Here is a 26,482-nt window from a genome sequence, read left to right as displayed (position 1 = left end):
AAAAAGGCGCCATTCATTTTTAAATGAATGGCGCCTTTTGTCAGGCTCGATAATGTTCGGGCACTGGCCAGGTCACATCGTTGGAGTAGGTGTTTTCGCCTTTTGGCAACTTCAAGACGACACCGCCGGAGCGGGCTATTCGATTGATCAAATGGTCATAAGCAGTGGCACCATGGCGCATGTAATCGGCCCCGTCGGTGCCTGCCCATGTGGCTTTCTCGATAGCCTCAGCGGAGTTCCCGGCTTTGCGCAAGATATCTTCGACTCTGGCCGCCTGGCTCAAGTCCGAACTCACCAGCCATATCCTCTCTGCACTGATACCTCGCGTCGGCATTGATATCCGGCCTTCGAGGGTATCGCCGTCGAAATCCTTGTTGTTCAGATAGATGTTTTCCACTCGTGGCACCACCTCGATACCCCGAGTGTCGATGACGTACAGGAAGCCTAGCGTTTGCTTGCGACGGAGCAAGGGATAGTCACGCGAGTTGTCCATTTCAAACGATGTCTCGGAATCGTTGGCTGAACTGTGTCGATTTCCGCTCGACGAATCACTGTCAGAGAAATGCCCCGGATAACGGTTGGCCTGACTGTTGTAGTGCCTTGGGTTGGAGTAGTAATCAAAATTCATGTAGGTCAAGCCATCGGCCGCGCCGAATGTCGCGCTGAAAGCCGATTTGGTCGTGGAGTCGGAAGGATTGCCCCGCAATTTCACCAGGCGTTTGTCTCGAGCCAGTTCAAAAGGCGTGCGCAAGTCAGCACGGAACATGGCCGGGATGTCTGTTCGGTAAAGGTAGCCATGCTTGTTTCTCTTGTAGCCTGCATGCTCCAGATAACTTTTCAGGAAGTTTTCTTCATAGCGCTGCTCTACGGGATGCGAGTCGAACTCAGAGCTCTCGCCTTCCTCTCTCATTCTCAGAACGAGAGGTTGCATCTCTTCTGCAATCTGCGCAAAGCGGGTGTCATCCAGCGGATTCTCGGTCAGGCGTTTGTGCTGTTCGGCCCAATCGGGGAATCGCCCCTGCTCCATGTCTTGTCGCAGACGTTTTTGCTGAGCCATGCTCAAGTTGTAGCTGCGCAGAATGTGCGCACGTTCCGTCTCGGACCTGTGTGGATATGACCATCTGAATGAGTCGCTCAGAAACTTGTGAGTATCCGGCTCGTTGAAGCGCGTAGCCCAGTCGGGCGCTCTTCCCAAGGCTTCTGCTTCGATTCGGAATACCAGCGCCTGTGCGCCCTCAAGGCGGTATACGCTCCAGATATCACCATCGCTCCAATGCGCAAGTTTCAGCGGGACAGATGCATCGCCCCGTGCCTCGTTCGGATCAACCCGAATCAAGCGTCCATTCTCATCCGCCAGGGCGAAACCTGCTTCTCGTTTCACTACTGTGAATTCATGCCACTTGCCATACGGGCCAGTGTGCTCGATCGCCCGGTGTTCGCGAACCGAGTAATAGCCCCGCGCATCCGCGGTATAAGACGATGCGTACTGCATGGGGTCGTAGTACTCGAGCGGCTTCTTCAGACTCCAGACATTACTGTCGTTCACGCGATAGAGAGCAGGCCCTGAAGGAATCCGCTCGCTCGGCAATCTGGCGCGCCAGGCCTTCATCAGATCGTGAAACGCCACCATCACTGTCAGTCCGGAAGCTGCCCCGTCATCGTTGGCGATGTCGGCGAACGAGCGACCCTTGTAGACCTTCAATCCGTCGGCATTGTGACTCAACGTCTCATCAATCCTCTGCAAATAGGGCTCCAGGGGTGATGCCGCCGCTCGACGTTGAAGTGCCTGCGTTTGCGGAATCTGCGTAATTGTCATGCCAGGCTCTGTTTTTGCAAGACTGCTGTGAGGGTGGCCAGTGACAGGTCCGGGCAACCAGTCCGGATCGTCCGGCCTCATGCGCACGGGCAAGTGCAAGTCCAGATCCATCGTGCGCTCAGGATGAGAGGGGCGGGATGTTGAAGTCGATGCATCTGGCGTCAATGAAGGGCGTACGCCCCCAGGTTTTTGTCGCATGGGAAAATCCTTTTTTTGCGAGTCGGCCCTCCATGGGCCGTGGTGAGCGGGTGCCAGTCCGGGCATCGGAGCCCGCACTGGCACGTTGTTGAATCTGGAGCGGTCGCGGTCAGGTTCCACTGATGGGGATGAAGAGATCGTCGAGGTTCAAGTGTTTCTGCGGATCGGTCGCCAGGCTCCAGCTTTTTCTGATCGAGTTGTAAGTCAGCGTACCCACGGTGTCGGGCTGGTAACCGATGTCGGTTACGTAAACCCGTGCCGCCAGTTCGTTGCGCTGTCTGTGCTGCTTGATGTCGGCCACCAGTGCGTCGACGCTGGCGTAGCTGCGGGCATTGATGACGTACAGCTGCAACACTTCAAACAGCAGCGAGACTTCATAGATATGGCCGGCGGAGGTCACCACGCTGATGGATTCCACAGGCGTGTCATCCTCGATATCCGGCAGTTCGATGGTGACGCTGGCAATGCGCAAGCGATTGTCCTCAAGCTGGATATCGTCACGTTTGACGGTTTCGCTCAGCGTGCGAGTGAACAGATTCCACGTTGACGCATTCGCCGTTTTCGCCGCGGCGCCCGGGGTGGACAGGCGCACGATGCAGTTGCTGGCCAGGTAAACGTCGTACGTCGCGCTCTGGCCCTCGAGTACGTAGATGCCTGTGTGCGTGCGTGGCTCGATGACCACTTTGCTCGCTTGCGCAGTCAGCACCGGTTTTTCGCTGACCAGGGGCTGGACAAACAGGTAGTTGCCATTGCGCCTTTTCAGCCAGCTGCGCGTGCTGGACACCCGCGTACCGGGATTTCTGGCGTCCTCTTCGTAGTCCAGCACGGGCACCTGCAGGCGGTACGAGACTTCATCCTGCATGACCAGCACGATGTCTTGCGCCAGCAACGGGGTGGTGACTTTCAGGCTGTTGCGGCCGCTGTAGCCCGTGGCCGCGGCGATGGTCGTTATCACGCCTTTAAACAGTACTGCTTTGGAGGGCAGCAGAAGCGACAGGCAAATGTCTTTGTAGATCAGGTGGGTATTGCCCGAAACGCCGTTACGCACTTCGACCTGGTAGCTGAGCACCGCGTCGACGATTTCGCTGGCATTGAAGTCAAGGTAAACCGTGCTGGCCGTGGCAGCGGCAGCAGTCGCTGCAACGAACTCGACCCGACGATCCGTGCGTGCAACGAAGTGTCGGTGCAAGCCCTGAGGGGTGATCGTCACCGTGCCGCCATTGACGATGGCCGGGGCAGGTGCCGGTCGACCGTTGACGGTCACAGCGACCTCGATGTCCTGACTCGCTGCTTCACCAGGTCGAGCCGGGAGCAGCGCCAGCAGTTCATATTCGTCCTGAGTGCGGAACAGCCATCGGGCGTTTTTCAGTTGGCGTTGGCCGTCGACTATCTGATAGACGTTTTCCAGAGTCAGCACATGGTCGGGGTCGCAGCCATCGTTGCCGCGCAACGAGGTGATCACCAGTGAAGTGCCGATGAGCTGCCAGCGCTGAATGACCGCCCGCGCCCAGCCGAACTCGACCACGCTCGAATGTTCACCCTCCTCGATGATTGTCGTCCGCGCGTTGGTGTTGGCGATGTAGTAACGATCTTCGCCGTGACCCCCGTCGACCCGACATTCGGTGCCGAAGATAGCGATAGTGTCATTGCCGTCGCCGGCCTTGACGCGGTCGTATCCGTTGGCAGAAATCTGATTGGCGTCGGTCGTACCCGTGACGTGACTGGTGCCCTTGCGCAGGGTCGAGACATTCTCGAAAGAGGTCAGGTGGGCGACTTCGATCCCTTCGGCCTGCGGATCCAGGCCGCGCAGCATCACTTTGCCGGTCTGCAGATTGATGTCATGCCCGACGTGGCGCGTGTCACTGGTCGGGCGACTGCCTTCGAACGCCACCGTATCAGCGCCGCCTCCGCCGTCCAGCACGTTGACATGGGCCGGTTTGCCCGAGCGATCCAGTTCCTGGGCTGTGATTTCGTGATAGAAGGCATCGTTCTTGTCGCCGCCGGTGAGGGCCTTGTGGCCGTCGCGGTAGGTGAACAGGTTGGGCTGCGCCTTGACGCCGACGACGCGATCATTGCCATCGCCCATGCGCCAGAACACGCCTTTGCCTTCCCCCGCGCTGCCGCTGACCTTGCCCTTGAGATCCGCGGGCAAGCCATCGCGGGCATCGATCACATCGTCTGCGCCGACGATCACTGCCTGATTGTCGAGCTTGAACGGTTTCTCCCCGGTGCTTTCGTCCCAGACGTAACGCCATAGCTCGACAGCCTGTAATTCGGCGCGGAAGGCGCCGTTCACCACATGTTCGATGGAATTTTTGTACGCGCCCTCCAGCATGTCCTTGGCTGACAGTTCGAGCTGTTTCTCATGGTCGCGATAGCCTTTGGACAGCTTGAAGCGATCCATTACCTCGGTGTCCAGCTCCTTGCCAGTGAAGGCGAACCAGCCCGAGCGCAGGCGTTCATGGGCGGTCAGCTCGATGTAGTCGTCGATATCGTCAACCACTCGTGCAGCCTGGTAGATCATTGAGCCGGCGATCAACAATGCCGCAGCGACGAGGCCGACGGGCCCTGCAACGCTGCCAAAACCGGCCAGGGCGGCGACGCCCAGCACCAGGCTGATCCCCGCACCGGCGACACTCATGGCACCGCTGACGTAGTGATCCTGGGCCTCTTTGCCGGATGTGGCCGCGGCGGCGTTGAACGATTTGACGGCGTCGATGATATCGAAGGGCAGCGTGATCGCGCTGGCGAACATCCCGGCCCCGCGGCTCATGTATTTGCCCACCGACGTCAGCGGGAAATATTTGAAGAGTTTGCCGCCGTTGGTGAGCATTGCCTCGCCGGTTTTGGTCAGGCCCTGCTCGATGATCAGCGAGCCCAGTTCCGCTGCGATGGATCCGCCCTGGAAGATCGCTTCCAGCTTGTCACCCTTTCTGATTGCGTCGGCCATGGCCATGTAGCCGCTGTAAATGCCGAAGGCTTGCAAGCCCACGCCTGCACCGCTCATCAAATAGCTTTTGTTCCTGTTAACCCAGCCGGGGGTGTTTTCGAACGAATCGGCCCGATGGATGCCCAGTTTCTGCGCGGCTTTGCCGAGCTGGTTGAGGCGCTCCATCGTGCTCCCGGTACCGATGGGCGTATCGCAGATGAACAACGGCCCGGCATCGATGGAGCGTTTGCAGGCGATTTCAAAAAACAGCATGGCAGGCACGGCGCTGTCCGGAATGTCGACCGACTGCAGCCGGGCTTCGACTTTTGCCGCTTCGAAATTAAGGCCATCCAGAAAGGCCTGATCGGCATTTTTCATATCGGTATTGGCCGGGCTGACGGGTTGCCCGTTGACCATGGCGCCCAATGCTTGCAGTTCGACCCGACTGGTCGTGAACTCGCCGATGCGCAATGGGCCGTAATACTTGTCGAGAGACCTGAGGCTTTGCCGGTGGGCGGCATCAGCGTTGTTTTCGAGAGCGGGTGAAGGCAAATGATGGAGATTGCCTGTCGAGGGCGCATGGACATTGGCCGAGGCATCGATCGGCGTGACCTGAAGCAGGCGCACATTGGCAATGTGCGCGGAGGGTACGATGAGTTTCGACACGTCTTAATCCTTTAATGGTGTGTTTGAAGAGCCGGTTTCCTTACCGGTGTTGCCTGTGTCATCTGCGTTTCAGGGCCAGACGATGTCGTGCCCGGACTCGTTCCTGTTGCCCGACAGCCTGACTATCGGCAGAGCGGCCGCTTCGGCCTTGTCGATCAATCGATCGTATTCGAACTTGTTGGCATGCCCGGCATGGGTGGCCGCTTCGATCCGCTCGGCGCTGTTGCCGGCCATGTCCTTGATGTCCATCACCCTGGCGCCTTTGGTCTGGGCACTGTTGAGCAGCCAGATGCGCTGGGCATCGAGACCGCTGCGGGTGACCGAAATCAGCCCCTCGAAATCGTCGCTGGGGAACCAGGTCGGCGGCGTGTCGCGCGCGGTGGCATTGAACATCATGTTTTCTTCGTGGGGGACGACTTCCAGGTTCCGGGTGTCGAGGGCGTAGAGGAACATCTCCGTCTGGCGCGTGCGCGTGGATCGATAACCGCGCTCGTGATCCCATGTCACGGGGCTGGCCGGGTCAGACCAGTCGGAAGACGAACTGCTCGAAGAATCACTTGCGTCACTGTCCGAGCTGCTGTCTGCGGCATCCCGCCCCGGGTACTTATGCATCTGACTGTTGAAACGCAGGTACTCGGGATCGGGCGCGCTGGCATACACCTGCGCTTCTTTGAGGCTGAACGTTGCGCTGATCGGCTTGTGCGTGGTGGCGCCGGGCTCATGGTGGTAGCGCGGCAGCATGGTGCCGTCGCTTGCCAATTCGAAAGGGGTGCGCTCGTCACCGCGAAACAGCGCCGGGATATCGGTGCGGTACAGGCAGTTGTTCTTGTTGCGCAGATAGCCGATTCGCTTGAGCAGCGCTTCGCGTAGCTCGGGGGTCAGAAAGTTTTCGGCGTGATACCAGTCGTGGCGGGCATTGCGCTTGAGGTTCAGCTGTTCAACCGCATCCTTGGCGAACTGATCGAGGCGGTGCGGATTGTCGACATCGTCCAGCAGCCGCTTGTGTGCCTGGGCCCATGCAGGAATCGCCAGTTGCTTTTCCATCTCCTGCCGCAAACGCGTCAGTTGATCCGGCAGCAGGTTGTAGGACTGCAGAACGGCTTCGCGCTCTGCCAGGCTCAAGCCCGGATGCAGCCAGCGCAAAGCGTCGCGCAGCAAGTCCGTGGCCGGATTTTCCGTGCTCACCGGATCTGCCCACTGTGGGGGTGTTCCTGCGGCCTCGGCTTCGACACGAAACCGCGTGATGTCCCGGCCTTGCAGCCCATACAGTTGCCAGATTTCCAGATCGGTCCACTGCTTGAGGTGCGTGGGAGATGCGTTGAAACCGCCCTCTGGAGGATCGACCCGCCTGAGGTTGCCGAAAGAATCCCTGAAAGCAAACTGGATGCCGTCTTCGTTCGACCTCAGAACCGGTTGCATTTCGTAGTAGCCCTGGGCATCCGGCGAACGCTGCGAAGCGCGGTAACGGCTTTCATCGATAGGCGTGGTCATCGAGGTCAAACGCGGGCGCTTGGCAACAGGGGCGGCATCGGGCTGTACGCTCACGGTCACCCCGGCCCGCTGCGGCACCGGTTGTTCGGTCAGGCGCCAGGTCGGGCTGTCGACGTTTTTATAAAGGCGCGGGCCGGAGGCGGTGCGTTCGGTCAAGCGCTTGCTGCGCCATACGCCGGACTCATCCAGGTCAACATGGGTGGTCTTGATTGCGCCGTCAATTTCGACATCGACAAATCTTCTGCCGACGATCCAGCGAAATCCGTCAGCGTCCGCGGGGTTCATTCCGTGCACAAAAGCGTCGGACAGCCAGTAGTCATGGACCGGACTATTGGCGTGAGGCGCCTGGGTGCCCCGTGTCGGCATCCGAAAGATTTCGACGGCGGGTGGCTGTAAACGGGGCGCGACGATTTGCAGGCCCATTGCATCCGCCGGCGACGTGGGATCGACAAGGCCGGGTGTGGGGAAGAGGGCGGGTGAAACGCCATCGAGCTGGCGTGGCGGGAGAGCGGCGGATTCCGGCGGGTGCGACGTGGCCGCGGGGGGCTTTCGAGGTGTTTTTGGGCTCATGGAATACTCGGAACAAACAGATTGAAAGGCATTGTTTTAGACGTTTGAAAGTTGCGGTATCAAACGTTGAACATGCGCTTTAGTTGTAATTAAGCCAAATCAATCTAACCGGTTTTCACTGGGAGGAATGACACTTTCAAGCAAAGTGTGGCCTGATTATGTAACGTCTGTTTTGTATATGTTTCGAGCGGGGAATTGTCTGGTTTTAATCAGGAAGTTTGACCGGGCACAAGTAATCGAGTGTCAGCAGTGAGTGCCGCTCTTGTCGGAATATTCCTAAAGAGCGGCGTTAGACAAACAATACTTGTAAGTTGGTCCGGTTTAGTAGGCGTAACGCAACAGTGTGTGTGGCAGGTGGCGCAAGACGAAAAAACCGAACAGGGCCACCATCGATGGCAGGATCAACCACCAGATCCTGAACGGCATCGGGTCGAGTGACGTCTGCCGCTGGCTCAGCCATAACATCGCGGCGCAGACGCAACTGGCGAGCATGGCGCCGGCGAGGATGTCGGTCGGCCAGTGCGCGCCCAGATAAACCCGCGACAAGGCGATCGACAGCGCCGGGATACAGGCAATCAGCAGCCAGGTCAGGCGCATGCGTGGCGGCTGTCCGCGACCGGCCAGCACGCCGAGTGTCAGGAACAGGGCAAACGCGCCGGATGCGTGGCCGCTGGGCATGCTGTAGGTGGTCAATGGATCACTGAGCACCTCTGGGCGTACCCGGGCGAAAAAGTATTTGGTTCCGGTGTTGGCCATCGCCGTGATGAGCATGGTGGAGCCGGCGAACATCGCCTGGCGCCATTGCTTGCACAGCAACAGCAGCACGACGAGCAGGGCGCTGAACAGCAGCATGTTGCGGAATTCGCCGATCAGGGTCAGCGTCACGGCGATTTCGTCCAGCGCTGGCTGGCGGTGCTCCTGCACCAGGGTCATCACGCCATTGTCGAGCGCGGTCAGGTACGGATAGCCGATGAACAGGCCGATCAGGATCAGCAGGCTCATGCTGCCGATCCAGATTGTCGCGCGACGATGACGACGCACACTGCTGTTGACGCTCAGGCCGACCATCACTGCCACGCTGGCGGCGACGATGCCGGCCTCGAGCCAGAAACCTTCGGGCAGAGGCAGGCGGAACGCAGCACCTGTGGCCCAGCCCGGCAGCAGATAGGCCAGGCTCCAGCCGGCGGCTGCGAGCAGGCTGACGGCGAAGAAACGCGGGAACGGCATGTCGCACATCCCCGCGACCATCGGCAGCATCGGCCGCAAAGGACCGATGAAACGCCCGACCAGCAGGCTGGCGATGCCATAGCGCTGGAAGTACGACTCGGCGCCTGCCATCCATTCCGGGTGGTGGCGCAGCCCGGGGAGGCGGCGGATGTTCTGGTGGAAATGGCGCCCGAGGAAATACGAAATCAGATCGCCGAGGATGCCGCCGAGAAAGCCCAGCAGCAGCGTCTCGCTCAATGACAGCGCGCCGCTGCCGGCCAGTACCGCCACGGCGAACAACAGCACCGTGCCCGGGACGATCAGCCCGGCAATCGCCAGACATTCCACGCACGCAACGATGAACACCGCTGCGGCCAGCCACTGTGGATTGGCGCCGAGCCATCCGGTGATGCTATCGAGCCATGGGCCCATAGAGAAAACTCCATCCAATCTTTAATTGATCGTTACGCGTTTGACTTCTGACCTGGGGGAGCGAGCCTGCTCGCGAATGCGGTGTGTCAGACGATAGAAGCGTTGGCTGGCACGACCCCTTCGCGAGCAGGCTCGCTCCCACACGGGGACATCATCTATTTGCGGATTCGGCGTCAGCTCCGGGAAGCAGGCAATAATCCCGGCCTTCGACCTGACCCCGTCGCAGCGGGTTCCGCGTGCACCATTGGGCATACGCGGCGTCAACGAAGCGATACATCAAGTGTTCATCGCGGCCCAGCGGAATGCCCAGCCGGGTGGTCTGGATAATATGTGTCGGCGGCGCCCCGGCGTCCTCGACCAGCAACAATTCATGATCGAAACGCTTGGCGTCCCACATCGGCACTTTCAACCCCAGCGCCTTGCACAGCAATGTCTGCCCGGCGCAGAGCTTCTGCGTCGGACGCGGCCGGCCCTGGGCATCGGGGTTGTTCACCAGCATCTGCGCCAGACTCGCCGGGCCGCTGACTTCATCGACCCACGGATAGGCGGACTTGATCAAAACGGCATTGCCCGGCCCCTGGGCGCTGAAGTTCAGCGAATCACCGCCGCGGGCGTAGTACATATAGATGTGCCCGCCATCCAGAAACAAAGCCTTACGTTTTTCTGTATAGCCGAGGGAGGCGTGGCTGCCTTTTTCCGCGCAGTAATAAGCTTCGGTTTCGATGATCCGCGCACTCAGCCACAGATCGCCGACGCGGTGACGGATCACTTTACCGAGCAGAGCCTGCGCCAGTACCTGGGCGTCGCGGTCGAAAAAACTGTCCGGCAGGCCCACGGGCAGGCGCGCGGACTCGGGACATAGGGGCACGTTGGTCATGATGGGCAAGGTTTATCCAGGCTCAATGAGGTCGTGATGATAACAACGCTGAGCTTAATTACGTCTGAACGACGGGCAAACGCAGCTCATTTCGACCATCCGCCCGTCACCGCTGTTAGTCCCGGGACGCGACAGCTATAATCTGCCGCTTTCCTCTTTGCCAAGACCCCAGCAGACCATGACTGAGTCCGTTCTTGACTACATGACCCGATTGGGTCGCGCCGCCCGCGCTGCCTCCCGGGTCATCGGTCGCGCCAGCACCGCGCAGAAAAACCGCGCCTTGCAGGCTGCCGCCAATGCTCTGGATGCTGCGCGCGCCGAGCTTGCTGCCGCCAATGAGCAGGATCTGGCAGCCGGTCGCGCCAACGGTCTGGAACCGGCATTGCTCGAGCGTCTGGAACTGACCCCTGCACGCATCGACGGGATGATCGTCGGCTTGCGCCAGGTCGCAGCACTGGCGGATCCGGTCGGTGCGGTCCGCGACATGAGCTTCCGTCCGTCGGGCATTCAGGTCGGCAAGATGCGTGTCCCGCTGGGCGTGATCGGGATCATCTACGAATCCCGCCCGAACGTGACCATCGATGCCGCCAGCCTGTGCCTGAAGTCCGGCAATGCGACCATCCTGCGCGGTGGCTCCGAGGCGATTCATTCCAACCGGGCGATTGCCGCCTGCATCCAGCGCGGTCTGGCCGAGGCCGAACTGCCCGCCGCCGTGGTGCAAGTGGTGGAAACCACCGACCGCGCCGCCGTCGGTGCGATGATCAGCATGCCTGAATACGTCGACGTCATCGTTCCGCGTGGCGGGCGTGGCCTGATCGAGCGCATCAGCCGCGATGCCCGGGTGCCGGTGATCAAGCATCTGGACGGCATCTGCCACGTTTACGTCAGCGCATACGCCGATCTGGCAAAAGCTCAACGCATCGCCTTCAACGCCAAGACTTACCGTTATGGCATCTGCGGCGCGATGGAGACCCTGCTGGTCGATCAGGCTGTTGCAAATGACTTTCTGCCAGCAATGGCTGCGCAGTTCCGCGAAAAAGGCGTCGAGCTGCGTGGTTGCGAGCGTACCCGGGCGATCATCGAGGCTGTAGCTGCCACCGAGGACGACTGGCACACCGAGTATCTGGCGCCGATCCTGTCGATCCGCGTGGTCGACGGCCTGGAGCAGGCGATCGAACACATCAACCATTACGGCTCCCATCACACCGACTCGATCGCCAGCGAAAACCTCGCCGACACCCGCCGGTTCGTGGCGGAAGTCGATTCGGCCTCGGTGATGATCAACACACCGACCTGCTTTGCCGATGGATTTGAATACGGATTGGGTGCCGAGATCGGCATTTCTACTGATAAGCTGCACGCCCGCGGCCCGGTGGGCCTCGAAGGGCTGACCTGCGAGAAGTACATCGTGGTCGGCGACGGCCAGTTGCGCGGCCAGGCGACGGTCTGACTTGACCGACCTCGACCTGACAGCGCCGCACACCGGCAGCGAGTCGCGCCCGCAACGCATTGGCGTACTGGGCGGTACGTTCGACCCGGTGCACATCGGCCATTTGCGTGGCGCGCTGGAAGTCGTCGAGGCGTTGGCGCTGGACGAGTTGCGCCTGATGCCGAACGCGCGGCCGCCACATCGCGGTACGCCGCAGGTGTCGGCGCAGGATCGGCTGGCGATGGTCGAGTGCGCGGTGGCCGGATTGCCGCCGCTGGTGGTGGACGCCCGCGAATTGCAGCGGGACAAACCGTCCTGGACCATCGATACCCTGGAGTCGCTGCGCGCAGAGATGCCCGCCGAGACCCAGGTTTTTCTGCTTTTGGGCTGGGACGCATTTTGCGGCCTGCCCACTTGGCACCGCTGGGAAGAGTTGCTCCAGCATTGCCACATCCTGGTGCTACAGCGCCCGGACGCCGACAGCGAACCGCCGGATGCCTTGCGCAACCTGCTGGCAGCGCGTTCGGTGAGCGACCCGCTGGCCCTGAAAGGGCCGAGCGGACAGATTGCATTCGTCTGGCAGACACCGCTCGCGGTTTCCGCCACCCAGATCCGTCAACTGCTGGCCAGCGGTAAGTCGGTACGTTTCCTGGTGCCCGACGCGGTCCTGGCCTACATCGATGCGCACGGTCTGTACCGTGCGTCGAACTGAACAAGGCGTGCTTCACCGATGCGGATTACCGTATCCCCAAGCCGCCGAATACATGAGCAAAACGAGTTTCATATGACTGATAAAGATCTACCGAAAGTAAAGCGCAAAGGCACGTTCAAGAGCGCACCACTGCCGGAAGCCTTCAACACCAACGAGCCGCTCAAGGGCGACGAACTGGTCAAGATTGCCGTCGCCGCGCTGGAAGACGTCAAGGCCCAGGACATCCAGATCATCGATGTGCGCGACAAGCAGAGCATCACTGACTACATGATCATCGCCACCGGTACTTCCAATCGCCAGATCAACGCGATGCTGGACAAGGTCCGCGAGGAAGTGAAAAAGCAGGGCGCCAAGCCGCTGGGCGAAGAAGGCAAGGGCGACAGCGACTGGGTGCTGCTCGACCTCGACCTGGTGATCGTGCACATGATGACCGCCTCGGCGCGTCAGTTCTACGACCTGGAGCGCCTGTGGGCCGGTGCCGAGCAAAGCCGTGCGGCCGATGCCAAGCACCATAGCCCGGAGAACACCCACGAGCATTTCACCAAGCTCAACAAAGACCAGTTCTAAGGGATTGCTGTGCGACTGCGCCTGATCGCCGTCGGTTCACGCATGCCCAAGTGGGTGGAAGAAGGCTGGCATGAGTATGCCAAGCGTCTTCCGTCCGAGCTGGCGCTGGAACTGGTGGAAATTCCGCTCAACACCCGTGGCAAGAATGCCGACGTGGCCCGTTTCATCCGCCAGGAAGGCGAAGCCATGCTGGCCAAGGTCGGGCACAACGAGCGGATCGTCACGCTGGAGGTTCACGGCAAGCCCTGGAGCACCGAGCAACTGGCGGTCGAACTTGATCGCTGGCGCCTGGATTCGCGCACGGTCAACTTCATGGTCGGCGGCCCGGAAGGGCTGGCACCGGAAGTCTGTGCCCGCGCCGACCAGCGCTGGTCGTTATCGCCGCTGACCTTGCCGCACCCGTTGGTGCGGATTCTGATCGGCGAACAGTTGTACCGTGCCTGGACCGTGTTGTCCGGCCACCCTTACCACAAGTAAGCCTGCCCTCATGTCTCAGCCGATCCGCATCAAGGACCACGAAAAGGACGCCCGTCTGGTGCGCAGCCGTGTCGTGTTCGGTGCGATCGTGATCGTGTCGCTGATCTGTGTGCTGATCGCGCGCCTGTATTACCTGCAGGTGATCCAGTACGAGTACCACTCGACCCTGTCGGAAAACAACCGCGTCCACGTGCAGCCGATTCCGCCGACGCGCGGGCTGATTTTCGACCGCAACGGTGTGGTCGTGGCCGACAACCGGCCGAGCTTCAGCCTGAGCATGACCCGCGAGCGCTCCGGCGACTGGCAACAGGTGCTCGACGTCATTGTCGAGGTGCTGGAGCTGACGCCCGAGGACCGGGTGATCTTCGAGAAGCGCATGCGTCAGGGGCGCCGGCCGTTCGAGCCGGTACCGATCCTGTTCGAGCTGACCGAAGAACAGATCGCCCGGATCGCGGTGAACCAGTTCCGCCTGCCCGGGGTGGAAGTGGTCGCGCAACTGGTCCGGCATTACCCGCAGGGTGCGCATTTTGCGCACTCGGTGGGCTACATGGGGCGGATCAACGAGAAGGAGCTCAAGTCGCTGGATCCGGTCAACTACAGCGGCACCCACCACATCGGCAAAACCGGCATCGAGCGTTTCTACGAGCCGGAGTTGCACGGTCAGGTCGGTTACGAGGAAGTCGAGACCAACGCCCGTGGCCGCGTGTTGCGCGTGCTCAAACGCACCGATCCGATTCCCGGCAAGGACATCGTCCTGAGCCTCGACATCAAATTGCAGGAAGCCGCCGAGGCCGCACTGGGCGGGCGACGTGGCGCGGTGGTAGCGCTCGATCCGAAAACCGGTGAAGTGCTGGCGATGGTCAGTCAGCCGAGTTTCGACCCGAACCTGTTCGTCACCGGCATCAGCTTCAAGGCTTACGCCGAGTTGCGCGATTCCATTGATCGGCCGCTGTTCAACCGTGTGCTGCGCGGCCTGTACCCGCCGGGCTCGACGATTAAACCGGCGGTGGCGATTGCCGGTCTCGACGCTGGCGTGGTCACGGCTTCCAGCCGAGTGTTCGACCCGGGCTATTACATGCTGCCCAACTACGATCACAAGTACCGCAACTGGAACCGCACCGGTGACGGCTTCGTCGACCTCGACACGGCGATCATGCGGTCCAACGACACCTACTTCTATGACCTGGCGCACAAGCTCGGCATCGATCGGCTGTCGACCTACATGAACAAGTTCGGCATCGGCCAGAAGGTTTCGCTGGACATGTTTGAAGAGTCCCCGGGCCTGATGCCGTCTCGCGAATGGAAGCGGGCGACGCGCAAACAGGCGTGGTTCCCCGGCGAAACCCTGATTCTCGGGATCGGCCAGGGCTACATGCAGTCGACTCCGCTGCAACTGGCCCAGGCCACGGCGCTGGTGGCGAACAAGGGCATCTGGAATCGTCCGCACCTGGCCAGGTCCCTCGATGGGGTCAAACCCGTGGATGACAACCCGATGCCTAACATCGTCCTGCGCGACCCCTCCGACTGGAACAAGGTCAACCATGGCATGCAGCAGGTGATGCACGGTGCCCGTGGTACCGCGCGCAAAGCGGCGATCGGCGCGCAATACCGGATCGCCGGCAAGTCCGGTACCGCGCAGGTGGTGGCGATCAAGCAGGGCGAGAAATACGACCGCTCCAAGGTTCAGGAGCGCCACCGCGACCACGCCCTGTTCGTCGGCTTCGCCCCGGCCGATGACCCGAAAATTGTCGTCTCGGTGATGGTCGAGAACGGTGAGTCCGGCTCCGGCGTGGCCGCGCCCGTGGTACGTCAGGTCATGGATGCCTGGTTGCTCGACCAGGACGGCCATCTGAAAGCCGAGTACGCCAGCCCTATCACTGCGGAGGCCACGGCCCGTGATGAATAATTTTGATCGCATGCTCTCCAGCGAGGATGTGATGCGTCGCCGCGCGACGTTGCTGCAAAGACTGCATATCGATGGCCCGCTGTTGATCCTGTTGCTGATCCTCGCCGCCGGCAGTCTGTTCGTGCTGTATTCGGCCAGCGGCAAGAGCTGGGATCTGCTCGGCAAGCAGGCGACGTCGTTCGGCATCGGCCTGGTGGCGATGATCGTCATCGCCCAGCTCGAGCCGCGATTCATGGCCCGCTGGGTGCCGCTCGGCTACGTGATCGGCGTGGTGTTGCTGATCGTCGTCGACATCATGGGCCACAACGCCATGGGCGCCACGCGCTGGATCAACATCCCCGGGGTGATCCGCTTCCAGCCCTCGGAATTCATGAAAATTCTCATGCCGGCGACCATCGCCTGGTATCTGTCGAAACGCACCTTGCCGCCGCAGCTCAAGCACGTCGGCATCAGCCTGATGCTGATTGGTGTGCCGTTCATTCTGATCGTGCGCCAGCCGGATCTCGGCACATCGCTGCTGATTCTGGCTGGTGGCGCCTTCGTCCTGTTCATGGGCGGCCTGCGCTGGCGCTGGATTCTCAGCGTGCTGGCGGCGGCGGTGCCGGTGTCGGTGGCGATGTGGTTCTTCGTCATGCACGACTATCAGAAGCAGCGGGTCCTGACCTTTCTCGACCCGGAAAGCGATCCGCTCGGCACCGGCTGGAACATCATTCAGTCGAAAGCCGCGATCGGTTCCGGCGGCGTATTCGGCAAAGGCTGGCTGCTCGGCACCCAGTCGCACCTCGATTTCCTTCCGGAAAGCCACACCGACTTCATCATTGCCGTGCTGGGCGAAGAGTTCGGTCTGGTGGGGATTTGCGCACTGCTGCTGATCTACTTGCTGTTGATCGGTCGCGGGCTGGTGATCACTGCCCAGGCGCAAACGCTGTTCGGCAAATTGCTCGCCGGCGCGTTGACCATGACTTTTTTTGTTTACGTTTTCGTCAACATCGGTATGGTCAGTGGCCTGTTGCCGGTCGTGGGGGTGCCGTTGCCGTTCATTAGCTACGGAGGAACTTCGCTGGTGACGCTGCTGTCAGCGTTTGGGGTTTTGATGTCGATCCATACCCATCGCAAGTGGATCGCACAGGTTTGAATAAGGTGAAGAGTGCAATGCAAGCAATGCGTGGCTGGGCGACTCGATGCGCGCCGCTGGTTGGCCTGATGGGCCTGCTGGGGAGCGTGCAGGAAGCGCTGGCCGGCGACTATGAAGGCTCGCCGCAGGTGGCCGAATTCGTCGGTGAAATGACCCGCGACTACGGTTTCGCCGGCGAACAACTGATGGGTGTGTTCCGCGAGGCGCAACGCAAGCAGTCGATTCTCGACGCCATCTCCAAACCCGCCGAACGGGTCAAGCAGTGGAACGAATATCGTCCGATGTTCATCACCGACGCGCGCATCGCCCGGGGTGTGGACTTCTGGCGTCAGCACGAGGCGACCCTGGCCCGCGCCGAGCAGGAATACGGCGTGCCGGCACAGGTCATCGTGTCGATCATCGGCGTCGAGACCTTTTTTGGACGTAATACCGGTAATTTCCGAGTGATCGATGCATTGTCGACCCTCGGCTTCGACTATCCTCCCCGTGCCGAATTTTTCCGCAAGGAACTGCGTGAGTTCCTCCTGCTGGCCCGCGAAGAGCAGGTCGATCCGCTGACCCTGAAAGGCTCGTACGCCGGGGCCATGGGCCTGCCGCAGTTCATGCCGAGCAGCTTTCGCGCCTACGCAGTGGATTTCGACGGTGACGGCCACATCAATATCTGGAACAACCCGGACGATGCGATCGGTAGCGTCGCCAGCTATTTCAAGCGCCATGGCTGGGTCGCCGGTGAGCCAGTGGTCAGCCGCGCCGATGTGCGCGGCGAGCAGGTCGATGAAGGCCTGACCACCGGTATCGAGCCAGTGAAAACGGTCGCAGAGTTGCGGGCGCTGGGCTGGTCAAGTCATGATGCGCTGCGCGATGATATGCCGGTTACCGCATTTCGCCTCGAAGGCGACAACGGCCCTGAATACTGGATGGGCCTGCAGAATTTCTACGCGATCACGCGTTATAACCGCAGCGTGATGTACGCCATGGCCGTACATCAACTGTCTGAACAGCTGGTACAAGCACGGGGCGTCAAGTAATGCAGGCATTGCCTAACAATAAACCCCTGAAGCTGGTGGCTTTCGCTGCGTTGGCAGTCCTGGTCGCCAGTTGCACGACCAGCCGCACGCCGACACAGAAAACCCCGTCCACCGCGGTCCGCGCCCAACCGGGCCTGGACATCAACCGCGCGCACAAAGACGGCGCGCCGTGGTGGGACGTCGATGTCTCGCGCATCCCCGATGCGACACCGACCCTGCACACCGGCCCGTACAAGGCCAACCCTTACACGGTGTTGGGCAAGACCTATTTCCCGCTGCAGGAATCCAAGACCTACGTGGCCTCGGGCACGGCGTCCTGGTACGGCACCAAGTTCCACGGTCAGAACACCGCCAACGGCGAAGTGTATGACCTGTACGGCATGAGCGCCGCGCACAAGACCTTGCCACTGCCAAGTTACGTTCGGGTGACCAACCTGGACAACAACAAGACCGTGATCCTGCGCGTCAACGACCGTGGGCCGTTCTACTCCGATCGCATCATCGACCTGTCCTACGCGGCGGCGAAAAAACTCGGCTATGCCGAAACCGGCACCGCACGGGTCAAGGTCGAAGGCATCGATCCGCAGCAATGGTGGGCGGCCAAGGGCCGTCCGGCGCCGCTGATGCTCAACGAGCCGCAAGTGGCGCAGAATAGCGCCCCGGTGATCACCGCTTCGGCCGGTACTGTCGAGCAGTGGACGCCGCCGCCGCAGCAGCACGCGGCGGCCGTGGTGCCCGTGCAGATCGATGCAAAAAAAAACGCTTCTGCACCAGCGTCTGGCCAGTATCTGCAGGTGGGCGCGTTCGCCAACCCGGACGCTGCCGAACTGCTGAGGTCGAAGCTCAGCGGGATGGTGAGCGCGCCGGTGTTCATCAGCTCGATCGTGCGCAATCAGCAGACCCTGCACCGGGTACGCCTGGGGCCGATCGGCTCGCCGGGTGAAATCGCCCAGGTGCAGAACAGTGTGCGGCTGGCCAATCTGGGTTCGCCCAGCGTGGTCACCGAGTAATACGTAGACCTTGATTGACGGTTCACTTGCGGTATTCGGGGGGTGAACCAGGTTGTTGGCTCGTCGAAGAACAAAAGCCCGGCAAGGGTGACTGGAGTGAGCAACTGAACACGCGATGGCCCGTTAGAAGGCTGTCTGAATAAGTTTTGCCTTCGGGCAAGTTTCCATTAGCGATTTCGAGAGACGGATGAACATCACCACCTTTGCCAAACGCCTGTGTCTGCTAGTCCCGCTGCTCCTCTCGCCAGCCGCTTTCGCGGCCGAGATGATGCCGTCGCCACCACAACTGGCCGCCAAGGCCTATGTTCTGATGGATGCCAGCAGCGGCAACGTGCTGGTCGAAAACAACGGCGACCAGCGTCTGCCACCGGCCAGCCTGACCAAGCTGATGACCGCGTACATCGCGACCCTGGAAATCCGTCGCGGCCAGATCGGTGAAAACGACCCGGTGACCGTCAGCGAAAACGCCTGGCGCACCGGCGGTTCGCGGATGTTCATCAAGGTCGGCTCGCAGGTGACTGTCAGCGACCTGCTGCACGGCATCATCATCCAGTCCGGTAACGACGCCAGCGTCGCCCTGGCCGAGCACATCGCCGGCAGCGAAGACGCATTCGCCGACCTGATGAACAAGACCGTCACCGAACTGGGCATGACCAATACCCACTTCATGAACCCGACCGGTCTGCCGAACCCTGAGCACTACTCGTCGGCCCACGACATGGCGATCCTGGCCCGTGCGATCATCCACGAAGACCCGGCTCACTACGCGATCTACTCGCAGAAGGAGTTCTTCTGGAACGGCATCAAGCAGCCTAACCGCAACCTGCTGCTGTGGCGCGACAAGACCGTTGACGGTCTGAAAACCGGCCACACCGACGAAGCCGGCTACTGCATGGTGTCCTCGGCGGTACGTGACGGCCAGCGCCTGATCGCCGTGGTGTTCGGCACCAACAGCGAAGTGGCCCGCGCCGCAGAAACCCAGAAGCTGCTGACCTACGGTTTCCGCTTCTTCGAAACCCAGACCTTCTATCAGAAGGGTACTGAACTGGCGCAGGCGCCGGTGTGGAAAGGCACCACCAGCCAGGTCAAGGCCGGCCTGGCACAAGACCTGACCATGACCCTGCCGAAAGGCCAGCTGAAGAAGCTCGCTGCCAGCATGACCATGAACCCGCAACTGGTTGCGCCAATCGCCAAGGGCGACGTGATCGGTAAAGTCGAAGTCAAACTGGAAGACAAGGTGGTGCACAGCGCCGACCTGATCGCTCTGGATGGCGTCGAGGAGGGTGGTATCTTCCGCCGCATGTGGGATAGCATCCGTCTATTCTTCTACGGCTTGTTCAACTGATTCAGTGTTGACCTGCATGGCCCCGCCCCGATCCGGTGCGGGGCCGTGTGCGTTACCACGGCTTAAGAGGCCGTTACGCCATGACCGATACCGAAGTAAAGGCGCCAAAGATCGAATTTCCCCAGACTGATTATCCGATCAAGGTGATCAGCGACACGGGCGTCGGCAACAAAGACCAGATCATCGACATCGTCAAGAAACACGCGACCATCAACGATGAGCGCATCGACGAACGTCAAAGCACCAACGGCAAATACACCACGATTCAGTTGCATATCGTCGCCACCGACCAGGATCAGCTGTACAACATCAACAGCGAACTGCGGGCGACCGGCTTCGTGCACATGGTGTTGTGATGCACGGCACGCTGGGCTTTCGCGAGCTTGGCCAGATGGCTTACGAGCCGGTCTGGCATGCCATGCAACGCTTCACCAACGAACGTGGCAGCGCTGCCGCCGACGAAATCTGGCTCGTCGAACACCCGCCGGTGTTCACCCAGGGCCAGGCCGGCAAGGCCGAACACCTGTTGCTGCCGGGAGATATTCCGGTGGTGCAGGTCGATCGTGGCGGCCAAGTGACTTATCATGGCCCCGGGCAACTGGTGGCTTATCTGTTGCTGGATGTGCGCAAGCTGGGTTTCGGCGTGCGTGATCTGGTCAGCCGCATGGAAGCCTGCCTGATCGAACTGCTGGCCAGCTACGGCGTCACCGCTGCGGCCAAGCCAGATGCTCCCGGCGTGTATGTCGATGGAGCGAAAATCGCTTCTCTGGGTTTGCGCATTCGCCACGGTTGTTCCTTTCATGGCCTGGCCCTGAACGTGGATATGAACCTGGAACCGTTTCGACGGATTAATCCCTGCGGCTACGCCGGGCTGGCCATGACCCAGCTGAGCGATCACGCAGGATCGATTGAATTTGCCGAGGTAAGTGCCCGGCTGCGCGCGCAGCTCGTCAAACACCTCGACTATGCTGAGCAGACGACCCTCACGGGCGGAATCGACTGATATGACTACTGATGCAGTGCAAACCATGATCCCGACGCTCGACGTGACCGAGCGCCCGGCCCCGCGTCCCAAGGTTGAAGCCGGCGTCAAGCTGCGCGGCGCCGAGAAGGTTGCACGCATCCCGGTCAAGATCATCCCGACCACCGAACTGCCGAAGAAACCTGACTGGATTCGCGTGCGCATCCCGGTTTCGCCGGAAGTCGACCGCATCAAGAGCCTGCTGCGCAAGCACAAGCTGCACAGCGTCTGCGAAGAGGCATCCTGCCCGAACCTCGGCGAATGCTTCTCCGGCGGCACCGCGACCTTCATGATCATGGGCGACATCTGCACCCGTCGCTGCCCGTTCTGCGACGTTGGCCACGGCCGTCCGAAGCCACTGGACGTCAACGAGCCGGAAAGCCTGGCCATCGCCATTGCCGACCTCAAGCTCAAATACGTGGTGATCACTTCGGTGGACCGCGATGACCTGCGTGACGGCGGTGCCCAGCACTTTGCCGACTGCATCCGCGAAATCCGCAAACTGTCGCCGAACGTGCAGCTCGAGACCCTGGTCCCGGACTACCGTGGCCGCATGGACATCGCGCTGGAAATCACCGCCGCCGAGCCACCGGATGTGTTCAACCACAACCTGGAAACCGTGCCGCGCCTGTACAAGGCTGCGCGCCCGGGTTCGGATTACCAGTGGTCGCTGACGCTGCTGCAGCGCTTCAAGCAGATGATGCCGCACATTCCGACCAAGTCCGGCCTGATGCTGGGCCTGGGCGAGACCGACGAGGAAGTCATCGAAGTCATGAAGCGCATGCGCGAACACGACATCGACATGCTGACTCTCGGCCAGTACCTGCAACCGTCGCGCAGCCACTTGCCGGTGCAGCGTTTCGTGCACCCGGACACCTTCGCCTGGTTCGCCGAAGAAGGTTACAAGATGGGCTTCAAGAACGTTGCATCGGGCCCGCTGGTACGTTCCTCGTACCACGCCGACGAGCAGGCGAAGCTGGTCAAGGCCGAGCTGCTGGGTTCCTGATTCAGCGCCGAGGAAAAATGCCCGCCGAGGTCTGATAGCCCGGCGGGCATTTTTTTGCCCGACTTACATTCGCTGCTGATTTTTCCTTCAATGCACGGCGTGGCTGATCCTCTTCTGTTTGTTCACGTTCCTGACTAATGTGTGAGCATCAATTCACAGGGAGATCCAAGGATGACCGTTCGACCGACCCATACACTCTGCCCGCACAAAGCCGTGCCCGCACTGCCCTCGGAAGGGCTGATCGGCGTCATTGCGCCTGCCGGCCCGGGTGCTCTGGACACCGATAAGGCGCTGCAATGGATGCGCGCACGCGGCTATGGGCTGAAGGTGTTTCCCGGCGTCTACGAGAAGGACGGCTATCTGGCCGGCAGTGATGACGTGCGTCTGCGCGATCTGCACGCGGCGTTCGCTGATCCCGACGTCGACGCGATCATTTGCCTGCGCGGCGGCTACGGCACGCCGCGTCTGCTCGACCGAATCGATTACGACCTGCTGAGCCGTCACGCCAAACCCTTTGTCGGCTACAGCGATATCACCGCGCTGCATCTGGCCATCAGTCGCTACGCCGGATTCGTGACCTTTCACGGGCCGTTGCTCAATGCCGACCTTCTGGGCGACAAGGAGCCGCCGACCGTCACTTCATTCTTCGCCATGCTCCGCGGGCAAATGAAGGCGGGCAGTGTGCTGAGCCATCCGGCGGCTTATCCGCTATCAACCGTCGAGCCGGGCGTTGCCCACGGGCGGTTGCTGGGAGGCAATCTGGCGATGATCGCCGCGACCCTCGGCACGCCTTACGAGATCGATGTCGACGGCGCGGTCCTGTTCATCGAGGACATCAACGAGCCGCTGTATCGTATCGACCGGCTGCTGACCCAGATGCGTCTGGCTGGCAAGTTGGCCAGGCTGCGCGGTGTGCTGGTCGGTGATATCGCCGGGGTCGATGTCGAGGCGCTGAATCGCTTGCTCAAGCAGACGTTTGAGCCGTTGCGGATCCCAGTGTTGTCGGGCTGGCGCAGTGGCCATTGTGATCCGAACCTGACGCTGCCGTTGGGCGCGCTGGTGCGGCTGGATGCGGGGAAGCAGGAGTTGATGCTGGAGCAGGATGTGGTCATCCGATAATTGGGGTGAGGCTCAAAAGATCGCAGCCTTCGGCAGCTCCTACATGGGATTGACGAGCGTCCTGTAGGAGCTGCCGAAGGCTGCGATCTTTTGATTTGTTCTATTGGCTACGCAGGCTCTCAAGCAGCTTGTGCGTCGGATAACCATCCGCCGGCCACCCCAGCGCTTGCTGTGCGCTGCGAATCGCTTTGCGGGTGTTGGCGCCGATAATCCCGTCAGCCGTGCCGGCGTCGTAATTACGCGCGCTCAACAGCGTCTGCAGTTCGATGCGCTCGGTACGGCTCAGCGGCAGGTCATCTTTCGGCCAGTTGCCATTGATCAGGCCTGCACCTTCGAAACGCTCGGACAATAGACTCACTGCCAGCGCATAGGACGACGAATTGTTGTACTTGAGAATCGCCCGGAAGTTGTCGAGGATCAGAAACGCCGGGCCACGATAGCCGGCGGGCAGCAGCAGGGCGGCGGACAGTTGTTCTGAACCTGCCGGAACCTGAGCGCCGTTCGGCAGGTTCACGCCCAGTTGCCGCCATTCAGCCACGCTTTTACGAATCGCGCCGTCCGCCAGGGTGTAGTTGAAACCGCTCGGCAGCTGCACTTCGAAGCCCCATGGCTGGCCACGCTGCCAGCCCGAGCTTTGCAGGTAATGCGCAGTCGAAGCCAGCGCATCCGCCGGGCTGCCCCAGATGTCGCGGCGACCGTCACCGTCAAAGTCCACCGCATGGGTGTTGTAGGTGGTGGGAATGAACTGCGTCTGGCCCATTGCACCGGCCCAGGAACCCAGCATCTTCTCCGGTGTGATATCGCCCTGTTGCAGAATCTGCAGGGCGGCGATCAATTGCGCGTGAGCAAAGCCCGGGCGACGCCCCTCGTAGGCGAGCGTGGCCAGCGAGTTGATCACCGACTTGCTGCCCTGGAACTGGCCGAAATTGCTTTCCATGCCCCACACCGACACCAACGCCTGGCGATCAACGCCATAACGCTGCTCGATGCTTTGCAGAATGTCGGCGTACTGGCTGATCAACGCCTGGCCTTTGCGTACGCGCAGTGGCGACAGCGCGCCATCGAGGTATTCCCACACGGGGCGGGAGAACTCTGGCTGACTGCGATCGGCACGAATCACGCTGGCGTCGAAGCTGACATTGGCAAATGCCTGATCGAACAGCTCGGCACGAATCCCCGCGGCGAGGGCATCCTTGCGGAAACCGGCCTGCCATTCGGCAAAGGTCTGGGTCGGTTGAATATCGAGCGGGTCGGTGGACGGCACTACCGGCGGAATGATCGCTGGGGCCGTGGTGACCGGGGCGGCTTGAAGCGGTTGTGCATCGGCGGCGGTGGGTTTTTCCGCGCAGGCGACAAGCAGAATGAAGCTGGAGGCAGCGATCAATTGGCGAACAGGCCAACGACGGGAAAGACTTGGGGGCATGCACAGTTCCAGGGGAAACGAATCAGGTGCAGACCTTAACATGAGCGGGGGGTAGTGCGCTTCAGGCAGCCAGAAAACAAGAAGCCTCCCAGTTGTCAGACTGGAAGGCTTCGCGGCGGTAGCTGCCTTTGCCCTTGGAAGGTCGTTCCTGGCGGCTGCGAAACAAGGGCTGGGCGACGATGGATTTGGCCTTGTTGGGGCCATGCTTTGCAGGCTTTTTGCTCATGAGGGTTCTCTCGGTGAGGTGAGTTTTGCGGGGGGAATAATCTGCCGATGTCGGGCATCTGTCTATAGGACAAATATGGGCAGTGTTTGTAGGAAAACAAGATCAAAAGATCGCAGCGTGCCGCAGCTCCTACAGGGATCGGTGCAGGAGCTGCCGAAGGCTGCGATCTTTTGATCTTATTCAGCAGGCAATGACAGTCGCTGGCCTGACATCAATAAAGCCAGACGGCTAAGGCTCATCCATGGCGAACCCGCGGCCTGACCCTTGATCTGCGCATCGATACGCTGGGCTTCGAGCAGCAGCTGCGCCCAGCGTTGCGCCGAATAGCGTTGCAGGGCCTTGCTCATCAGCGGCTTGCGCTTGTCCCAGACCGGCGGTTTCGACTGGCTGAAGCACTTGTCCAGCGGTGTGCCTTGGCTGTATTGCAGGGAGATATTGGCCAGCAGGCGCAACTCCCGCGCCAGCGCCCAAAGGATCACAGGCGGCTCGACGCCTTCACCGCGCAGACCTTCGAGCATGCGCAGGGCGTGAGCCGGTTCGCCGTTGAGCACCGCGTCGGTCAGGCCGAACACGTCAAACCGCGCACTGTCGGCCACGGCGGCCTGCACGGTTTCGACGGTGATCTGCCCACCTTCGGCCATCAACTTCAGCTTTTCGATTTCCTGGGCGGCGGCGAGCAGGTTGCCTTCGACACGTGCGGCAATCAATTCGACAGCGTCCTGACTGGCCGACAGGCCTGCCTGTGACAATCGCTGACGAATCCAGCTCGGCAGCTGATTGGCATCCACCGGCCAGATCTGCACGAACTGGGTTTGCTGGCCTTCGACCAGGGCCTTGCCCCACTTGGTTTTCTGCGCACTGCCATCGAGCTTCGGCAAGCTGATCAGCAGCAGCGTATCTTCGGCGGGGCGCGAGCAATATTCGATCAGCGCGGCCGCGCCTTTGTCGCCCGGTTTGCCCGACGGCAGACGCAGCTCCAACAGGCGTTTTTCGGCGAACAGCGACATGCTCGCACCCGCCTGCAGCAACGTCCCCCAATCGAAATTGGCGTCGGCGGCGAAGACCTGACGTTCGTCGAAACCTTGCTGGCGAGCAGCACTGCGGATGGCATCGGCGGCTTCCTGACACAGCAACGGGTCATCGCCGCTGATGATGTAGACCGGCGCGAGTGCGCCTTGCAGGTGTTTGCCGAGTTGCGCGGGGGTGAGCTTCATAAGGAAGGGCGAGCGGGGCGCCTGAGCGCCCCGGCCGTCTTACTGCTGCGGGATTTCGAGCGGCGACTGACGCGGAGTTTCCGCTTCAGCCTTTTGTGCCGCTTCCAGCGCGTCGGCTTCGGCCTTGGCGCGGTCATTGGCGGCTTGCTGCAGTTGCTGCAATTGCCCCGGAGTCAGCTGTTGCAGGCGCAGCATCATGCGCTGTACCAGTTCGCGGCGGATTTCGCGACGGGCATCGTTGGCTTCCTGATCGGAACCGACGAGGTTGTTGCCGTCATGAATGAAGACTTTCTGCACTTCGAGCTTGTCGCTGAGCAGCGACAGGTTCTTCTCGCCGCGGATATCGTAGCTCAGCACTGTGCTGACCTGATATTCGCCTGTACGACCGGCACCGGCGTAGCTGAGGATGCGCTGGCTTTCCTGCTCGTCAGCCAGAAACAGCTTGTACGGCGCGCCGCTGTAGATCTTGACGCCACTGGACTCAAGCACCTGACGCAGTTGCGTCACGGTTTCGCCGTAGGCGTTGCGCGCGCTCAGGTCGAGTTCCTTGATCGACAGTTCGTTGGTGCCGGTACCACGCAACTGGAAACCGCAGGCGCTCAGCAGAACGGCGAGGCCCATCACCAGCAGATTGCGTTTGATCATTGTGTTGCTCCCCTTGAAACCAGGTGAGCCGACT

22 protein-coding genes are annotated in these 26,482 nt (G+C 61.0%); 13 read left to right on the top strand and 9 right to left on the bottom strand.

Annotation, left to right across the window (positions count from 1 at the left end; genetic code table 11):
- Positions 1 to 40: 40 nt before the first annotated feature.
- The 5 genes from LIS66_RS23530 to LIS66_RS23510 all read right to left on the bottom strand — a co-directional run bounded on the left by LIS66_RS23530 (position 41) and on the right by LIS66_RS23510 (position 10,185).
- Positions 41 to 1,816 (bottom strand): hypothetical protein, encoded by a 1,776-nt coding sequence (locus LIS66_RS23530; RefSeq protein WP_227973134.1) that lies wholly within the window; start codon positions 1,814 to 1,816, stop codon positions 41 to 43.
- Between the two features lie 307 nt (positions 1,817 to 2,123).
- Entirely contained in the window at positions 2,124 to 5,609 is a 3,486-nt protein-coding gene (locus LIS66_RS23525; protein WP_227973133.1) for a calcium-binding protein, read from the bottom strand.
- Positions 5,610 to 5,678: 69 nt separating this feature from the next.
- Complete coding sequence (locus LIS66_RS23520) at positions 5,679 to 7,385, bottom strand: hypothetical protein (protein ID WP_227973132.1); 1,707 nt, start codon at positions 7,383 to 7,385, stop codon at positions 5,679 to 5,681.
- Positions 7,386 to 7,991: 606 nt separating this feature from the next.
- Positions 7,992 to 9,308, bottom strand: a complete 1,317-nt coding sequence (locus LIS66_RS23515; protein ID WP_042610587.1) for a bifunctional DedA family/phosphatase PAP2 family protein — start codon at positions 9,306 to 9,308, stop codon at positions 7,992 to 7,994.
- A gap of 151 nt (positions 9,309 to 9,459) precedes the next feature.
- Positions 9,460 to 10,185, bottom strand: coding sequence for a DNA-3-methyladenine glycosylase (locus LIS66_RS23510; RefSeq protein WP_065615615.1), 726 nt, complete (start codon positions 10,183 to 10,185; stop codon positions 9,460 to 9,462).
- Between the two features lie 178 nt (positions 10,186 to 10,363).
- Here LIS66_RS23510 and LIS66_RS23505 point away from each other — a divergent pair, with 178 nt between their 5' ends.
- The 13 genes from LIS66_RS23505 to LIS66_RS23445 all read left to right on the top strand — a co-directional run bounded on the left by LIS66_RS23505 (position 10,364) and on the right by LIS66_RS23445 (position 22,940).
- Positions 10,364 to 11,635, top strand: a complete 1,272-nt coding sequence (locus LIS66_RS23505; protein WP_227973131.1) for a glutamate-5-semialdehyde dehydrogenase — start codon at positions 10,364 to 10,366, stop codon at positions 11,633 to 11,635.
- A 16-nt stretch (positions 11,636 to 11,651) separates the two neighbouring features.
- Positions 11,652 to 12,326 carry a nicotinate-nucleotide adenylyltransferase gene (gene nadD, locus LIS66_RS23500; RefSeq protein WP_376779090.1) on the top strand — a complete coding sequence of 225 codons (675 nt, stop codon included), beginning with the start codon at positions 11,652 to 11,654 and terminating at the stop codon, positions 12,324 to 12,326.
- A 72-nt stretch (positions 12,327 to 12,398) separates the two neighbouring features.
- Positions 12,399 to 12,893: a ribosome silencing factor gene (rsfS, locus tag LIS66_RS23495; RefSeq protein WP_227973130.1), complete on the top strand. Its 495-nt coding sequence runs from the start codon at positions 12,399 to 12,401 to the stop codon at positions 12,891 to 12,893.
- Between the two features lie 9 nt (positions 12,894 to 12,902).
- The gene (rlmH, locus tag LIS66_RS23490; protein WP_011063671.1) at positions 12,903 to 13,370 is read left to right on the top strand and encodes a 23S rRNA (pseudouridine(1915)-N(3))-methyltransferase RlmH; all 468 of its coding nucleotides are present in this window, start codon (positions 12,903 to 12,905) and stop codon (positions 13,368 to 13,370) included.
- A 10-nt stretch (positions 13,371 to 13,380) separates the two neighbouring features.
- Positions 13,381 to 15,276: a penicillin-binding protein 2 gene (mrdA, locus tag LIS66_RS23485; protein ID WP_042610582.1), complete on the top strand. Its 1,896-nt coding sequence runs from the start codon at positions 13,381 to 13,383 to the stop codon at positions 15,274 to 15,276.
- A 31-nt stretch (positions 15,277 to 15,307) separates the two neighbouring features.
- The gene (gene rodA / locus LIS66_RS23480; RefSeq protein ID WP_042610663.1) at positions 15,308 to 16,411 is read left to right on the top strand and encodes a rod shape-determining protein RodA; all 1,104 of its coding nucleotides are present in this window, start codon (positions 15,308 to 15,310) and stop codon (positions 16,409 to 16,411) included.
- Between the two features lie 17 nt (positions 16,412 to 16,428).
- Entirely contained in the window at positions 16,429 to 17,439 is a 1,011-nt protein-coding gene (gene mltB, locus LIS66_RS23475; protein ID WP_042610581.1) for a lytic murein transglycosylase B, read from the top strand.
- Positions 17,439 to 18,449 (top strand): septal ring lytic transglycosylase RlpA family protein, encoded by a 1,011-nt coding sequence (locus LIS66_RS23470; RefSeq protein ID WP_016773027.1) that lies wholly within the window; start codon positions 17,439 to 17,441, stop codon positions 18,447 to 18,449. Before mltB ends, LIS66_RS23470 begins: the two co-directional genes overlap by 1 nt.
- Positions 18,450 to 18,636: 187 nt before the next feature.
- Entirely contained in the window at positions 18,637 to 19,794 is a 1,158-nt protein-coding gene (locus LIS66_RS23465; protein ID WP_016773028.1) for a D-alanyl-D-alanine carboxypeptidase family protein, read from the top strand.
- 80 nt (positions 19,795 to 19,874) lie between these two features.
- Entirely contained in the window at positions 19,875 to 20,150 is a 276-nt protein-coding gene (locus LIS66_RS23460; protein WP_042610580.1) for a DUF493 domain-containing protein, read from the top strand.
- Positions 20,150 to 20,797, top strand: a complete 648-nt coding sequence (gene lipB, locus LIS66_RS23455) for a lipoyl(octanoyl) transferase LipB (protein WP_042610579.1) — start codon at positions 20,150 to 20,152, stop codon at positions 20,795 to 20,797. Before LIS66_RS23460 ends, lipB begins: the two co-directional genes overlap by 1 nt.
- Positions 20,798 to 20,822: 25 nt before the next feature.
- Entirely contained in the window at positions 20,823 to 21,821 is a 999-nt protein-coding gene (gene lipA / locus LIS66_RS23450) for a lipoyl synthase (RefSeq protein WP_160768663.1), read from the top strand.
- Positions 21,822 to 21,992: 171 nt separating this feature from the next.
- Complete coding sequence (locus LIS66_RS23445; protein ID WP_159245714.1) at positions 21,993 to 22,940, top strand: S66 peptidase family protein; 948 nt, start codon at positions 21,993 to 21,995, stop codon at positions 22,938 to 22,940.
- Between the two features lie 100 nt (positions 22,941 to 23,040).
- Here LIS66_RS23445 and LIS66_RS23440 read toward each other — a convergent pair whose 3' ends face one another.
- From LIS66_RS23440 to lptE, 4 genes are all read right to left on the bottom strand, one after another.
- Complete coding sequence (locus LIS66_RS23440) at positions 23,041 to 24,363, bottom strand: lytic murein transglycosylase (RefSeq protein ID WP_083353633.1); 1,323 nt, start codon at positions 24,361 to 24,363, stop codon at positions 23,041 to 23,043.
- Between the two features lie 61 nt (positions 24,364 to 24,424).
- Positions 24,425 to 24,589 carry an alternative ribosome rescue factor ArfA gene (arfA, locus tag LIS66_RS23435; RefSeq protein ID WP_042610576.1) on the bottom strand — a complete coding sequence of 55 codons (165 nt, stop codon included), beginning with the start codon at positions 24,587 to 24,589 and terminating at the stop codon, positions 24,425 to 24,427.
- A 176-nt stretch (positions 24,590 to 24,765) separates the two neighbouring features.
- On the bottom strand, positions 24,766 to 25,803 hold the full coding sequence (gene holA, locus LIS66_RS23430; protein ID WP_064364060.1) for a DNA polymerase III subunit delta: 1,038 nt from the start codon (positions 25,801 to 25,803) through the stop codon (positions 24,766 to 24,768).
- 39 nt (positions 25,804 to 25,842) lie between these two features.
- Positions 25,843 to 26,448, bottom strand: coding sequence for an LPS assembly lipoprotein LptE (gene lptE / locus LIS66_RS23425; protein ID WP_042610574.1), 606 nt, complete (start codon positions 26,446 to 26,448; stop codon positions 25,843 to 25,845).
- Between the last annotated feature and the right edge of the window lie 34 nt (positions 26,449 to 26,482).

This window comes from Pseudomonas sp. HN2 (assembly GCF_020736465.1).
Classification (GTDB): domain Bacteria; phylum Pseudomonadota; class Gammaproteobacteria; order Pseudomonadales; family Pseudomonadaceae; genus Aquipseudomonas; species Aquipseudomonas moraviensis_A.
This window is presented reverse-complemented; position numbering and strand designations above follow the sequence as displayed.

Excerpts from the sequence above, each read along its gene's own strand:
- LIS66_RS23530 (WP_227973134.1), bottom strand. The coding sequence starts at position 1,816 with ATGACAATTACGCAGATTCCGCAAACGCAGGCACTTCAACGTCGAGCG.
- LIS66_RS23520 (WP_227973132.1), bottom strand. The coding sequence starts at position 7,385 with ATGAACCCCGCGGACGCTGACGGATTTCGCTGGATCGTCGGCAGAAGA.
- LIS66_RS23515 (WP_042610587.1), bottom strand. The coding sequence starts at position 9,308 with ATGGGCCCATGGCTCGATAGCATCACCGGATGGCTCGGCGCCAATCCA.
- LIS66_RS23510 (WP_065615615.1), bottom strand. The coding sequence starts at position 10,185 with ATGACCAACGTGCCCCTATGTCCCGAGTCCGCGCGCCTGCCCGTGGGC.
- LIS66_RS23505 (WP_227973131.1), top strand. The coding sequence starts at position 10,364 with ATGACTGAGTCCGTTCTTGACTACATGACCCGATTGGGTCGCGCCGCC.
- rsfS (WP_227973130.1), top strand. The coding sequence starts at position 12,399 with ATGACTGATAAAGATCTACCGAAAGTAAAGCGCAAAGGCACGTTCAAG.
- mrdA (WP_042610582.1), top strand. The coding sequence starts at position 13,381 with ATGTCTCAGCCGATCCGCATCAAGGACCACGAAAAGGACGCCCGTCTG.
- rodA (WP_042610663.1), top strand. The coding sequence starts at position 15,308 with ATGCGTCGCCGCGCGACGTTGCTGCAAAGACTGCATATCGATGGCCCG.
- mltB (WP_042610581.1), top strand. The coding sequence starts at position 16,429 with ATGCAAGCAATGCGTGGCTGGGCGACTCGATGCGCGCCGCTGGTTGGC.
- LIS66_RS23470 (WP_016773027.1), top strand. The coding sequence starts at position 17,439 with ATGCAGGCATTGCCTAACAATAAACCCCTGAAGCTGGTGGCTTTCGCT.
- LIS66_RS23465 (WP_016773028.1), top strand. The coding sequence starts at position 18,637 with ATGAACATCACCACCTTTGCCAAACGCCTGTGTCTGCTAGTCCCGCTG.
- LIS66_RS23460 (WP_042610580.1), top strand. The coding sequence starts at position 19,875 with ATGACCGATACCGAAGTAAAGGCGCCAAAGATCGAATTTCCCCAGACT.
- lipB (WP_042610579.1), top strand. The coding sequence starts at position 20,150 with ATGCACGGCACGCTGGGCTTTCGCGAGCTTGGCCAGATGGCTTACGAG.
- lipA (WP_160768663.1), top strand. The coding sequence starts at position 20,823 with ATGATCCCGACGCTCGACGTGACCGAGCGCCCGGCCCCGCGTCCCAAG.
- LIS66_RS23445 (WP_159245714.1), top strand. The coding sequence starts at position 21,993 with ATGACCGTTCGACCGACCCATACACTCTGCCCGCACAAAGCCGTGCCC.
- LIS66_RS23440 (WP_083353633.1), bottom strand. The coding sequence starts at position 24,363 with ATGCCCCCAAGTCTTTCCCGTCGTTGGCCTGTTCGCCAATTGATCGCT.
- arfA (WP_042610576.1), bottom strand. The coding sequence starts at position 24,589 with ATGAGCAAAAAGCCTGCAAAGCATGGCCCCAACAAGGCCAAATCCATC.
- holA (WP_064364060.1), bottom strand. The coding sequence starts at position 25,803 with ATGAAGCTCACCCCCGCGCAACTCGGCAAACACCTGCAAGGCGCACTC.
- lptE (WP_042610574.1), bottom strand. The coding sequence starts at position 26,448 with ATGATCAAACGCAATCTGCTGGTGATGGGCCTCGCCGTTCTGCTGAGC.